We start from the raw sequence: 14,735 nt of genomic DNA, 5'->3' as shown, positions 1-14,735 counted from the left end.
TCACTCTCCTATAATGCGACCTAAAATTAATTAGGCAATTAACCCATTACTTAACCATCTGTTTTTCAGCATCTTCAAGTGCTTCATCAACGCCTTGACGACCATCGACAATATTAATAATGGCATTTCTAGCCGCAACCCAAAACGCGCCCATTTGTGGGATATTGGGCATAATTTCACCATTCATTGCATTATCCATCGTTGCCGAAATGCGCTTATCACTATTTAGCTCTTTTTGGAAAGAATTCAACGCGACAGCACCAAGTGGCTTGTCATTATTTACCTCGTGTAACGCGTCATTGGTAAGCAAGTAGTTTTCAATAAACTCAACCGCTAGATCTTGGTTCGGTGAGGCCGTACTAATCCCAGCAGTTAACACCCCAACAAATGGTTTAGAAGATTGCCCGTTAAATGTTGGCAAAGTCGCGACGCCATAATTAATCCCTGATTTTTCAATATTTCCCCACGCCCATGGACCATTAATGGTCATTGCTGTGTTGCCTTTGTTAAATTCAGATTCAGAAACCGAATAGTCCATATCAGCGGAAATAATGCCTTTATCTACCAGACTCTTAACAAAATGCATCGCTTCTTTCACTCCATCAGTAGCGATACCTGCATCTTTTACATCATAACCTGAACCTGTGTACTTAAACGCATAGCCGCCATCTGCTGCCATTAAAGGCCAAGTAAAATACGGTTCTTTTAGGTTCCACATGATGGCAGTTTTGCCTTGTTGATTAAGTTTTGCACTTAACGCTTCTATCTCTTGCCAACTCGTAGGTGGGGTTGCAACAAGATCTTTGTTATAAATTAATGATAAAGATTCAACAGCAACAGGATAACCAATTAACTTGCCATTATATTGCACTGCGTCCCATGCAAAATCGACGATAGCGTCTTTGATCTCTTTAGATGGATTGACTTCCGCTAATAGCCCAGCTTCAGCATAACCACCAAATCGGTCATGAGCCCAAAATACAATATCAGGGCCATCGCCAGTTGCCGCCGTCTGAGGAAATTTATCTTGCAGACCATCTGGATGCGCTACTGTTACTGTAATACCGGTATCTTCCTCAAATTTTTTCCCGACTTGCGCAAGACCGTTATAACCTTTATCACCATTAATCCAAATAGTAAGTTGGCCTTCTTCAATTGCAGCGTTCACATTCAATGAACAAAATGCAGTTAACGTACAAATAGCAACTGTGCTTAGGGCGTTTTTCATATTTATATCCTTTTTGAATAAATTAAGGCGATTCAGTAACAACAACGTGCCAAATTTCTCCGCTCATGATGTAAAAATATTGGCTAAGTATCATCATCCTGCATTCTACGCCCTTGTTGAAAAGAACCACTTTCGTGATCCGTATCAGAGTGGCCTACCGATCTAAATCACACAAAGGATATTAAATGTGATTGTAAGCACATTTTGTATCAGCATTTTTTAGAGCCAGATCTAATTTTTTATTTAGCTATCTTTTCAGCCTCATCCCTAATTACTCCCCCCTGATATCGGCTTGTGGTGGAGGATGTAAAACCGTCCAAAACAACACAAACTAGACCGATATTCACACTATTGACTGTCTATTAAAAAATAATCACCAATACATGAATGACTAGCGGTATCAAACCAATCGAGGATAGACCACATGGCAAGTGTCACTTTAAAAAATGTATGTAAAGCGTACGGCGACCTAATGATCTCCAAAAATATTGATTTAGAGATACAAGAAGGGGAATTTGTCGTTTTTGTTGGACCATCTGGTTGTGGTAAATCCACGTTATTACGTTGTATCGCAGGATTAGAAGACATTACATCTGGTGACTTATATATTGATGGTGAACGAATGAATGACGTTGAACCCTCTAAACGTGGGGTTGGAATGGTTTTTCAATCTTATGCACTTTATCCGCACTTAAATCTTTATGACAATATGTCGTTTGGTCTAAAACTCGCTAAAGCAGACAAAGCTGAAATAGATAAACGCGTCTCACACGCGGCTGAGATTTTACAACTGGGTCACCTTCTAGAAAGGCAACCAAAAGCATTGTCAGGTGGTCAACGTCAACGTGTTGCTATTGGGCGCACTCTGGTCTCTCAACCCAATTTATTTTTACTGGATGAACCGCTTTCCAACTTAGATGCAGCGCTTCGAGTCAACATGCGCAGCGAAATAACTAAGCTTCAACGTCAACTCGGCTGTACCATGATCTATGTTACTCATGATCAAGTAGAAGCCATGACCATGGCAGATAAAATTGTAGTTTTGGACGAGGGGTTTGTATCACAAGTGGGTAAACCGTTAGAACTCTATCACTATCCCAAAAATCGTTTTGTCGCTGGGTTTATTGGTTCGCCAAAAATGAATTTTATCAGTGTTCAGATTGAGCAAGTAGAAGAAGAACGCGTTCAAGTTAAACTTTCTAATGGCAATATACTTTGGATCCCAGTTGAAGGATCAAGCGTTACCAAGGGAGAACGCATGTCTTTAGGTATTCGTCCTGAGCATTTATTGAACGCAGAGCAAGCGGATGCAACTATAGAGGGAAATATTCAAATAGTGGAAAAACTGGGTAATGAAACACAAATATATTTACACCTAGACAGTGCTGATGCGAATGTTATTTATCGTGCTCCCGATACCCTACCGGTAGAAGTGGGCGACAAATTTGCTATCGGCTTGGCAGCGCACCGATGTCACTTATTTCATAACGATGGCCGAGCATGTCGTCGACTTTATCAAGAGAATGGTGTCGACTTTAACTAAAAGCAGAGCAACACACAAAAAACCTTGCGTTAATCAGCAAGGTTTTTTTGTGCAATGTTTAGTAGTGGAAAATTATAGATTATCTGGTCTAGATTAACCGCTAAACAAATAAGGATAGAGTTTTTGCTTCTCTTCATTGGTCAAAGATTGAACTCGTTCGATATTTCGTTCTGGTATCAATTCTGGGTCAGGGTAATGTTTTAACACTCGTTCCATGCTCTTTTCACGTATTAGATGCAAAATAGGAAACGGAGAACGATTGGTTAAGTTTTCATCGTCTTCTGGTTCGGTTCCACCAAAACAATAATTAGGATGAAAAGTAGCAACTTGATAAATACCCTGGTAGTTTTCTTGCTTTAAAAGCGCATCCACCCAATCTAGAAAAAAATTATAGTCCATAAAATCTTCGAGCATATTTGGCACAACAACTAATGTGGTCTCAAGCTCTTTAGGCTCGGTGTTATCCAATTCCTTCAACTGTAGAAGAATAAACTCCAGTAACGCTTCTTCTGTCGTAGCATTTGATAGTGCTATTTTAATCTGCTTATTTATATTCGGCTTATGAGCAAAAGGGCACAGATTAAGGCCTATAACCACCTGTTCTAGCCATTGTTGAGTTTGAGCAATTATTTGATTATCGGTCACAAATTTTCCTTTTTTACAGAACCAAGCTCGTGAGTTTTAAGTAAATAACACAGAATAAATATCATTACGCAAAATAGGGTTCCACCAGCCATTACCGCTTCCCATGCACCATTTTGCCAACAATAGATAAGTATAAAGCCGCCTAAACTACCACCAATATAATAATGCACCAAGTATAAAGCCGTCGCCGTTGCTTTGGCTCTGATCGCTTTTTGACTGACCCAACCATAGGCTAAAGCATGCGTAAAAAAAGCACCACTACTAATCAAAAGCAAACCGATTAACATAGTACCAATGTCGTCAAGATAAGCGATAAACATGCCGGTTGCGGTAATCATCGTGCCAAGAACCATACCCGAAATAGAATGGTATTTTTGCGCCCAGCGCCCACTGTATCGAGAGCTTAACGTTCCAGATAAATAACACAAAAAGGTAAGAGAAGTAAGGCTTGATGGTAAGCTATACGGTTCATCTGCTAACCGAAAACCAATAACAGAAAATAGATTAACAAACAGAGCGAAATTAAAACCACCAATCAACATGGCAAACCAGACTTCTTTATTCTTGAGGTGTTGAACTAATTGACGGTTATGGTGAAAAAACACACCACGTTGTGGCTTAAAGTATTTTTGTTGTGGTAAGTTTTTGAAAACCACGGCACCGCCAATAAGCGTTGCTACCGAAATGATAATCGCGGCCACTTGCCAACTAAAGAAATCGGTCACAACCCCACCAACAATTCGTCCCGTAATCCCGCCTAAAGAATTAGCGGCAATATAACCACCAACCGCTTGAGTAAGCGCTGCGGGAGACATTTCCTCGGCCATATAAGCAACGGCTACAGACGCAAAAGCAGCCAAAGAAATGCCCATGCACGCTCTGGCAATGACCATGCTATAAAAACTCGAATCGGCCAGCATAAATAAGTTGATAATCGGAGGGGAAAATAAACCGATTAACATCACCTTTTTCCGACCAAACGATTCAGACACCAATGCCCAAGGAACTAAAAATATCGACAGGGTTAATGTAGTGGAGGCAAAGATCCAATTTACTTGAGTGGCACTAATGGCAAGTTCTTTAGCCAACTGTGGAAGAATAGGTTGAAAAAAATAAAGATTACAAAAAATCAAAAACGAACCTAATGCCATCGTAAAGCTGACTTTTTTATAAGCGGCACTACCATATTCAATCATACAAGGTCATCTATTATTTACGTGAAACATGCGTGAACTAGAAACATCGATAAATGAGAAACGGTAGCAAATAATAAATAATAACTTACGTGCTACATAGTTATTTATAGAACAATTTTCATCGTTATTGTTTGCCTAATATCACAGAGTTGTTAATACCTTACAGCTCATAGAAATCGACCAAAATAATGACCGTTAACACGTTACTCTTATCACAATTGACTGGCTAATCGATCGAAGCTGTCCATTACTTGCTGACATTTCATTACCCTACCATGCCCCTGCCCTTGTGTTGCAACTAAAGACACATTTTCGCTCTGCTTAGCAGCCTGTTGAGAAACCGTAAATTTAGTAAATTTATCATCTTCATCATGCACAATCATGGTTGGTGAAATACGTTGCATTAAATGCTGGTACGGATCGATTACGTGAATCGGGTAATGGTATTGCAACTCAACCTCCCCAACCACTTCTTTGAATAATTTAAGCGAATAGCCTGAACGTTCAATACTATCAAACAGATTATCCAGATAGTCTAAAACAGGCGCAATTAATAGCATCGGACAGTCAGCTATTTTGCTGTGCTTACACTCTAGGGCCGATGCAGTCCCCATACTGTGACCAACAAGACCAACGACCTGTTGTTCGACACTATCTAATATTTGTTCTAAACAAAAAACAAACGCAGGAATGTGTCCATAAGCCCCGCCACTTTTACCATGTGCTGGTTGATCATAAGCAAAAGCGGTAAAACCTTTCGAGGCAATATGTTCCATCAGTGGGTAAAACTGGCTAGATGAACCAGACCAACCATGAGTCAAAATCCATAACGGACCACTACCTAATGAGTAGGTTTTTATGCGTCCTTCCGATGTTTCTATATGGCCATGAAGCAATCCTGCTGGCTCTGTATTAAATGGTTTAGTTCTAACTGGAGTAAGAAGAAGTTGCCTAGCTGTTTTTTTAGCATGCTTTGGCGCAATGGAATGATGTAAACGAGTAACTAAGTTAACCAACTGCTTTTTAAGGCTAAATTTTCCTGCGGTATTAAAATATATTTTCTCGCTCACGATTATCCCATTAAGTATGCTATTTTTAGATTAAATGCACTATATCAGTTCAAATAAAAAGTGGTAGTAACATTGCTGAAACATAACCAACTTTTTGATTAGTTTTCATTTTTAAATTGATGTGACACAATACTCATCAACATGCCCATTTTTGTCGGCATGTTGTCTTCGTTATAAGTTAATTTTTATCCGATTAACGTATTACTTTGTTTACTCACTTACAGTATTAACTTCATTTAGTTTATTTACTCACTGCCAGAAAAGGAACTTCATGGGCAATTTTATCGACCAGTTGCTATTTTCCGCCTCGATTACAGGGCCAATCTGCTTAATGCTGCTATTAGGCGTCATATTAAAACGTATAGGCCTTATCAATGACGAGTTTATTGACGTTGCCTCTAAACTCGTTTTCCAAGTTACCTTACCTGCCCTGCTTTTTTTAAGCATCATTGGTTCTGAACACGACTTTTCCAATAGCACTGCGTTTATTGGCTATGGTATTGCTGCCAATTTAGTGTTCTTTGTTTTTATCACTGTCGTTACCAATCGAATGTTTCCTAACTCTAGTGATAACGGTGTATCGATTCAAGGAAGCTACCGGGCTAATACCGCCATTATCGGCTTAGCATATATTGCCAATGCTTACGGTGACTCCGGTGTGGCATTGGCGGCAATTTACGTCGCACCAATGACTATTTTGTATAATATTTTGGCCGTTATCGCATTAAGTCCGAAACAAGAAAAAGGGAGCGGATTTAAAGCACTTGGAGTAATAGTCAAGACGATTACTAAAAATCCATTAGTTATTTCGATTATGTTGGGTATGATTTTTTATGCTTTAACTATCCCAGTACCAGAAATGGTAACGGATGCCGGTGAGTATTTTGCTCGTATGACATTACCTCTAGCCTTGCTTTGTACAGGCGGTTCGCTGGATATTAAATCGCTCAAGCACGATAAAAATTCAACTTGGTTTGCCACATTTAATAAACTCATTCTAGCGCCAGTTGCTATTACCTTAATCGCAATCAGTCTTGGATTCAGAGGAATTGAATTAGGAATTATCTTTTTCATGAGCGCTGCACCTACAGCAGCCGCAAGCTACGTGATGGCAAGAGCTATAGGAGGTAATGCCACTTTAGCGGCCAACATTATCGCCCTCACCACCGTCGGCTCTTTATTGAGTTGTACGGCAGGTATATTTATTCTCTCTACTTTAGGGCTGATGTAACCAAGTAATATCGGCTAACTATTGTAGTTAATCGAATAATCGCCACTGATTGCCACTCTTTGTTAAGAGTCATTTTGATGATCACTCTTTCAATAACACAAAAATAGGGCCTGTTACTTTACCAGTAACAGGCCCTATTTTTGTTATCTAAACTTAAGTCATCTACATTTAAGTCAATTTATAATACAAGGTCGACAAAGGCGGTAAACTCATTTTCAGAGAATGATCCAACCCTTCACTTGGTACTTTTTCTGTTTTTATTGTCTTAGCGACTTTAAAACCGCTACCTGCATATTTTTCATCATCGGTATTGATCAACAAGGTGTATTTGCCTGGGTTCGGCACGCCTAAACGAAACGCTTCATGAGGAACGGGTGTAAAGTTGGTTATAACCAAGATTCGCTCTCCTGATTCACTAATCCGTTCATGAGCTAAAATACTCGCATCATCGGCATCTTGTAAACGCCACTCAAATCCTTTTGGATCACAATCTTGTTCATGCAGTGCAATTTCATTGCGATAAACCGTATTTAAATCCCGAGTAAGCGCTTGTACTCCTTGATGCCGTTTATATTCAAGTAAATACCACTCTAACTGTTCATCGTGATTCCATTCGCCAGTTTGACCAAACTCCGTCCCCATGAAGTTCAGTTTCTTACCTGGCTGACCGTACATATACCCTAAATAAGCTCTTAAGTTAGCGGTTTGCTGCCACTCATCTCCAGGCATTTTACTGTGAATAGAACGCTTACCATAAACCACTTCATCATGAGACAGTGACAAAACATAATTTTCACTGTGCGCATAGATAAGTGGAAAGGTAATGGTGTTATGGTGATATTTACGATGGACAGGATCTTCTTGTACATAAGATAAACTATCGTGCATCCAGCCCATATTCCATTTAAAGCCGAAGCCTAAGCCTCCCATAAAGGTTGGCGCAGAAACGCCCGGAAAAGCAGTTGATTCTTCTGCAATAGTCATGGCATTAGGGAAATGCTTGTAAACTTCTTCATTTACCCATTTAAACATTGCGATAGCATCATAATTTTCATTACCACCGTCTTGGTTTGGCAACCATTGGTCATGACTACGTGAATAATCTAAATACAACATAGACGCAACCGCATCGACTCGAATACCGTCAATGTGGAACTGCTCAAACCAATAAAGCGCATTAGACACTAAAAAGCGACGAACATGTTCTTTACCTACATCATAAATGTAAGAGTTCCAATCTTGGTGCCAACCTCGACGAGGATCGGGATCATGATATAAAGGCGTACCATCAAAATTAGCCAAGCCATGGCTATCAGCAGGATAATGTGCAGGAACCCAGTCTAATACCACGCCAATTCCGGCTTCATGGCACGCGTCCACGAAGAATTTAAAATCATCTGGAGAACCAAAACGACTAGTTGGAGCAAATAGCCCAACCGGTTGATAGCCCCATGAACCATAAAATGGATATTCTGAAATAGGCATCAGTTCAACGTGGGTGTAGCCAAGATCACTTAAATAAGGTACGAGCTCAGCCGCTAATTCACGGTAAGTTAAAAAGTTACCTTCTTTATCTCTTTTCCATGATCCTACATGTAATTCATAAAAAGATAAGGCTTCCTTACGTTTTTCCGTTACTGCTCTTGCTTGCCATGCTTTATCTTGCCATTGATAACGATCGTGGTTGTACGTTATGGAAGCAAAAGAGGGATGTTGCTCTGCATAAAAACCCCATGGGTCAGCTTTATGTGGCAATCCTTCCCCATGTGGACCTTTAATTTCGTACTTATATTGGGTGCCTTCTGGCAAATCAGGAACAAAAATCCCCCAAATTCCGTAATCTAACTTTTGCATAGGATTACGGCGTCCATCCCATTGGTTAAATCCACCAATCAAACTCACAGCAGAAGCATGTGGCGCATAAACTAGAAAGCGAGTACCACATATCTGTTTACCATCACGTTCCATTTCAACAAAGTGCGCCCCCATATGATGGTACATTTGTATTGGAGTATGTAGTTCTTCAAATTCTTGGTACAAAGCGTGATACTGATATGGATCATCCATGATTTGCTCAGTACCATCCCAGTCGATAGCCAGTTTATAATGTGTGAACCTCAGATCTCTCGCTTGCTTTAGCTCGAAACCATCGCCGTTGATTCGCTCCAATTCGACTCTAGGTTCATTGTCTACCACTAATTCAACTTTTCTGGCACCCGGGAGCCAAACACGTAAGGCTATATCTTCGTCTTGTTGATACGGCCCCAAAAAAGAAAACGGGTCGGAAAATGATGCTTTAGAAAGCAGAGCAAACGTTTGTACTTCTTTAGAAATCTCTGTTTTTTTCAACTGACGTCTCCCTATAAAATTTTTTTAATTTTCACGCTTTAGTTAATCCTACCAGCTTCTATTCCAGTCGCTATTGTCTCAGTCACTAATATCTCAATAACTTATGCATCAATAACTAATGCCTCAATAGCTAATGCCTCAATAGCTAATGCCTCATAGATAAATAGTAGCGTGCAATATCCCCTAAATAAGGAAAACTTAAATAGAGAAAGCGCTAACGACCATAAGCTACGGCTACTTACCAAAAAATACCCGCTAAGAGCGGGTATTAGCTACCTTTCATTCTATCGGACTATTAGCAAATGTGGAGTGACTTATCCGATATTTTGTAATAGAAATTACCCTATCTTTTCGCTTGTTGCCTCACTTCTGTTAGTCTTCTGGCAATCCGGTTCACTTCTTCACGAGAAAAAATGTCATCTAGGCTCATAGAAAGCTTACGTCGCCAGTTGGGATATTCATCCACTGTTCCTGGAATATTGACCGGTTTATCCATTTCTAACCAGTCTTCTAGTTGCACACTAAGTAACGTAGACGATCCGGCGGCGAGATGAAGTTGTAACGCTTCACTCAGATGTTGATCCATAGGAACCATGGTTGCGTCTCGACCCACACATTCTGGCAGGAAACCATGCCAAGCCACACTGTTTAATATTTCTTGTTTGCACTGTAATCTATTATCAAAAAGAATTTTCAACTGCTTTTCATCTGGGTAGAGTCCTAGCTCTTTACCCATTTTCAGATCATCACAGTGCCAAAAGCCACGAAGTGTCGGCATATCATGGGTACATAATGCTGACATCGATTGCTCTGCATAATGTTTTGGTGAATAGTAACCACCGTCTTCTGCCACTTCAAAGAAAAAGACTTTGTAAGAGTGCACTCCTGCATCTGCAAGAACATCAACAATTTCATCAGGTACTGTACCAAGATCTTCACCAATAACAGAACATTGATGGCGATGAGATTCTAATGCCAAAATAGCCAGCATATCTTCTACAGGATAGTAAATGTAAGCGCCTTCCGTCGCGCCTTCACCTTTTGGTATTAACCAAAGACGTAAAAGCCCTAAAATATGATCAATTCGCAAAGAACCACAATGTTTCATGTTGGCACGAAGCAACTTAATAAAGGCATCATAATTGGTCTGTTTTAGAACGAGCGGATTAAGCGGTGGTAAGCCCCAGTTCTGTCCTAATGGACCTAAAATATCTGGCGGCGCACCGATACTCGCGCCATGAACTAATACCTTATCATCTGCCCATGTTTCTGAACCTGAATCTGCCACACCGACAGCGAGATCGCGGTAAAGCCCTATCGCCATGCCTTTTTCTTCTGCTAGAACTTGAGCTTCATTTATCTGATTGTCGGCTACCCATTGTAAATAGAGATAGAGTTGCACTAAATCTTGGTTGTCTTCGATAAATTTTTTGACAGCAGGATTTTGAAAACGACGGTACTGTTCTGGAAAAACTGGCCAGCCCCAAATCGATGAATCTTCTTTATGAAAAGTGGTATGCATAGCGTCAAACGCAGCTTGATGCAATAAACTGTCACCACCTTGTTCAACAAAATCTAAAAACTCAATCGCTCTATCAGTCATGTTCTGCAAGTGGCGAGTTTTAAATTCATCGTAAAGTAATGGCAACACGCTCATTTTAAGTTCAGCGACTTCGGTATAATTTACCCAATGAGCATCACGAACTCTTTGTAATCTGTATTGAAATTCGGAGCTACCGACCTTTTGCTGCGCTTGCGCACTTAACACAAATTCGGGAACCGAACTAACGTCGATATAAAACAAATTTAACCAGCGACGAGAAGATGGGCTATAAGGACTGGCGCCTTCAGGGTTAGCAGGAAACAAAGAGTGGATTGGGTTTAAACCCACAAAATCACCACCACGGGAAGCCACTTCAGCGACCAACTGTTTTAAATCACCAAAATCACCAATACCCCAATTATGTTGAGTACGAAGTGTATAAAGCTGAACACTTGGCCCCCACATTTTTTTACCTTCTTCTATTTTTTCCTGCTTAAAACACGACTTAGGGGTCACTATAAGCATCATTTCATAAGGAGCCTTGCGTCGCTTACGAGTGATAATAAGCTTATGATAGCCCCATGCTAAGTTGGGTAGTTGAAAGACTAAATCCCCGCCCTCAGCTCGATCATCTCTTACTATTTGAGACTGTAGATACCCTTCTAAAATGTCACCTTGCTCGGTTTCCAAACGCCAATTAAACTCACTTTCACGAGCACTAATACCTAAATGCAAACTCACTTCGATAGGTTGTTCATTATCACGGACAACCTGAACAGAATCTAATACTGGTTTTTTATGAATTTTCTCAGCAGATTTGAGCAGCTTATCATCGCTAGATGTGTCATAGCCTAAGGCGGATAATAGACGACGAATCGTTTCATCTTTAACCGTTGCTGGTTCCCCCCAAGCACTAATATAATTATCTGCGATCCTTGCCATCTCGGCCACTTTTTTTAGTGCTGATTGTTGTTGCATTATTTTCTCCGAAACTGCCTGAGCATCTCTATTATCATTTATTGCCATTATCGCTTATTGGCATTGTCATTTATTGACAATAGGTAAGGTAACGTAAATTAAGATAAGCCAAGGCACCTGTCCCTAACTTATCTTTAATCATTACTTACACATAAATTAACGTTTAACCGTTTCTAACTTCCATATGTTGTTCACATAATCCCGAATAGAACGGTCTGAACTGAACTTACCAACTAACGCAGTATTAAGAATGGCTTTGTGCGCCCAACCTTCTTGATCTCGATATTGCGCATCCATATCTTCATGTGCTTTCACGTAAGAAGCAAAATCTGCAAGACATAAATATGGGTCACCACCATCAAGCAAACTATCAAATGTTGCACGCAATTTTCCAGGTTGACCTGGCGTAAACTCATCACTCAATAATAAGTCCATGGATGCTTTAAGCAATGAATCTGAATTGTAGTAGTCAAACGGGTTATACCCACTCGCTCGCAGTGTTTCTACACCGTCAACATCCAGGCCAAATATATAAATATTTTCATCGCCCACTTCTTCACGGATTTCTACATTAGCACCATCCATTGTGCCAATCGTTAATGCACCATTTAACGCTAACTTCATATTACCGGTACCGGACGCTTCTTTACCTGCAGTAGAGATCTGTTCTGACACGTCTGCTGCCGGAATAATTATTTCGGCCATGCTGACACGGTAATCGGGAATAAAGACCACTTTAAGCTTGTTATTAACACGCTCATCGTTATTGATTTTTTCCGCCACTTTATTAGTTGCGTAGATAATCTCTTTTGCCAAGTGGTAACCCGGCGCGGCTTTGGCTGCAAAAAACACCACACGAGGCGCCATATCAAACGAAGGGTCATTAAGTAGACGATAATATAACGACAAGATATGTAACAAGTTTAAATGTTGACGCTTATATTCATGTAAACGTTTGATTTGCACATCAAAAATAGCGTTAGTATCTAACTCAATCGCCATATTGTCTTTAACCCAATCGGCAAGGCGCTGCTTGTTTTCTTTCTTAACCGCCATATATTGTTGTTGAAATTCTTTATCATCGGCAAATTTAGCGATTTGAGTTAATTGATCGAGGTCGGCAGGCCAGTCGGTACCAATTTTGTCCGAAATTAAATCAGAAAGACCAGGGTTACAGAACTTCAACCAACGACGAGGTGTTACGCCATTAGTAACATTTTGCAGTTTGTTTGGATATAACTCATTAAATTCAGGGAATAAGTCGCGTTTCACTAATTCAGAGTGAAGAGCGGCTACACCATTGACCGCGTATGAACCCACTACGCATAAATTGGCCATACGTACCATACGATGGAAACCTTCTTGAATAATAGAAAGCTTACGCTGTTTATCTACATCCCCCGGCCACTTAGCTCGCACTTCAATCAAGAATAAATGGTTAATTTGATAAATTATCTCCATATGACGCGGCAGTAAACGTTGAATCAGAGACTCACTCCACGTTTCTAGCGCTTCTGGTAACAAAGTATGATTAGTATAGGCGAACGTTTTAGAACAAATAGCCCATGCATCTTCCCAAGAAAGGTCACGCTCATCAATAAGGATACGCATTAACTCAGGAATAGAGATCGTTGGATGCGTGTCGTTAAGTTGGATTGCTTCATATTTAGGCAAATCCATAATGTCGTGCCCTGCTGCATCGTGACGACGAAGAATATCAGCGATAGAAGCCGCACTATGAAAATATTGCTGCATTAAACGAAGAGTTTTGCCTTTTTCATGGTTGTCATTTGGGTAAAGTACTTTTGTAATATTGCCTGAATCTATAAGAGCATGTTGTGCTTCAAAGTAGTCCCCATTATTGAAACTTTCTAATGAGAACGGCGCAATAGCTCGACATTCCCATAAGCGTAATGGATAAACTGTATCACTTTCATAACCAACGATAGGTAAATCCCATGGCATACCTTGCACTTGCATTCCTGGAACCCAACGGCGCTTCTCAACTCCATCAATATATTCAGATTCTACATGGCCATAAAAACCAATTTGCTGCGCATATTCCGGACGAGCAACTTCCCATGGGTAGCCTTCTACACCACGCCATGCATCCGGCGCTTCTTTTTGATGACCTTGTTCAAAAGATTGCTTAAATAGACCATATTCATAATGCAGTCCATACCCAATGGTCGGATATTCCTGTGCTGCACAAGAATCCATAAAACAAGCAGCCAAACGGCCTAAACCGCCATTTCCTAATGAAGGATCTCGTTCTTCTTCCAGTAAATCAGAAAGGCTTTGACCTAATTCGTTCATTGCATCTGTAATTTGGCTATACAAACCCATGCTGATTAAATTGTTTCCGGTCAAACGTCCAATTAAAAATTCCAGAGATAGGTAGTTAACACTTTTGGCATTTTTAATGGCTGGATCATTTTCTGTTTCAAGCAAATCAAATGTGGTTAATTCTGCTAAAGCACGTCCCATCGCTAGATACCATGCTCGCGAATCGGCATTCTCTACTGTTGTAGCGTAGGTTGCGGTTAAGTGCTTCTTAACATTAGCCTGAAAAGAGGCTTTATCGAATTTAGCTTGTTGAGTTGGTTTCATAACGATATCTCATAGTTTTCATTCATCTTTTGCTTATCCTGCATCGAATCATTAAGCAGAACATCCTCCCATTCATCAGGAGAAGGAGGAGGAGTATCTAGGGCGTAGAAACTCACCTCCCGCACATTTAAAGATCAAAGTCACATTGTTGCTGCCGATAAGGCAAATTCAAGTGACAAAGATCACGTGTACATCTCTTTACCTCGATTAGTCCTTGAAGACTAAAAGTAACCTACGAACAACTTACTATTAAAAGCAGCTTACTGTGAAAAGCAACATACTGTTAAAAGAATAGGTCTGGTCACAAAATAATTAAAGCTCAGAATTGTTTCAGTGACACTA

General features: G+C 40.2%; 9 protein-coding genes. 2 read left to right on the top strand and 7 right to left on the bottom strand.

Annotated elements, in window-relative coordinates:
* Positions 1–46 precede the first annotated feature (46 nt).
* Positions 47–1,228: a maltose/maltodextrin ABC transporter substrate-binding protein MalE gene (gene malE, locus ACLKML_RS06045; RefSeq protein WP_413282813.1), complete on the bottom strand. Its 1,182-nt coding sequence runs from the start codon at positions 1,226–1,228 to the stop codon at positions 47–49.
* Between the two features lie 424 nt (positions 1,229–1,652).
* On the opposite strand from malE, the gene malK reads away from it, so the two are divergent.
* Positions 1,653–2,771, top strand: a complete 1,119-nt coding sequence (gene malK, locus ACLKML_RS06040) for a maltose/maltodextrin ABC transporter ATP-binding protein MalK (protein WP_413282812.1) — start codon at positions 1,653–1,655, stop codon at positions 2,769–2,771.
* 93 nt (positions 2,772–2,864) lie between these two features.
* Here the strand turns inward: malK and ACLKML_RS06035 are convergent, their stop codons facing one another.
* From ACLKML_RS06035 to ACLKML_RS06025, 3 genes are all read right to left on the bottom strand, one after another.
* On the bottom strand, positions 2,865–3,416 hold the full coding sequence (locus tag ACLKML_RS06035; protein ID WP_413282811.1) for a DUF1415 domain-containing protein: 552 nt from the start codon (positions 3,414–3,416) through the stop codon (positions 2,865–2,867).
* Positions 3,413–4,612: an MFS transporter gene (locus ACLKML_RS06030; RefSeq protein WP_413282810.1), complete on the bottom strand. Its 1,200-nt coding sequence runs from the start codon at positions 4,610–4,612 to the stop codon at positions 3,413–3,415. The genes ACLKML_RS06035 and ACLKML_RS06030 overlap by 4 nt, the downstream gene beginning before the upstream one ends.
* Positions 4,613–4,824: 212 nt before the next feature.
* Positions 4,825–5,682 carry an alpha/beta hydrolase gene (locus tag ACLKML_RS06025; protein WP_413282809.1) on the bottom strand — a complete coding sequence of 286 codons (858 nt, stop codon included), beginning with the start codon at positions 5,680–5,682 and terminating at the stop codon, positions 4,825–4,827.
* 271 nt (positions 5,683–5,953) lie between these two features.
* Here ACLKML_RS06025 and ACLKML_RS06020 point away from each other — a divergent pair, with 271 nt between their 5' ends.
* The gene (locus ACLKML_RS06020; RefSeq protein ID WP_413282808.1) at positions 5,954–6,913 is read left to right on the top strand and encodes an AEC family transporter; all 960 of its coding nucleotides are present in this window, start codon (positions 5,954–5,956) and stop codon (positions 6,911–6,913) included.
* A gap of 168 nt (positions 6,914–7,081) precedes the next feature.
* Here the strand turns inward: ACLKML_RS06020 and glgB are convergent, their stop codons facing one another.
* The 3 genes from glgB to ACLKML_RS06005 form a co-directional block, all read right to left on the bottom strand.
* Positions 7,082–9,262, bottom strand: a complete 2,181-nt coding sequence (glgB, locus tag ACLKML_RS06015) for a 1,4-alpha-glucan branching protein GlgB (RefSeq protein WP_413282807.1) — start codon at positions 9,260–9,262, stop codon at positions 7,082–7,084.
* A gap of 343 nt (positions 9,263–9,605) precedes the next feature.
* Complete coding sequence (gene malQ, locus ACLKML_RS06010; protein WP_413282806.1) at positions 9,606–11,783, bottom strand: 4-alpha-glucanotransferase; 2,178 nt, start codon at positions 11,781–11,783, stop codon at positions 9,606–9,608.
* Positions 11,784–11,939: 156 nt separating this feature from the next.
* Positions 11,940–14,393, bottom strand: a complete 2,454-nt coding sequence (locus ACLKML_RS06005) for a glycogen/starch/alpha-glucan phosphorylase (RefSeq protein WP_413282805.1) — start codon at positions 14,391–14,393, stop codon at positions 11,940–11,942.
* Positions 14,394–14,735: the final 342 nt, after the last annotated feature.

Source organism: Vibrio sp. MA40-2 (genome assembly GCF_047302445.1).
Taxonomy (GTDB): domain Bacteria; phylum Pseudomonadota; class Gammaproteobacteria; order Enterobacterales; family Vibrionaceae; genus Vibrio.
This window is presented reverse-complemented; position numbering and strand designations above follow the sequence as displayed.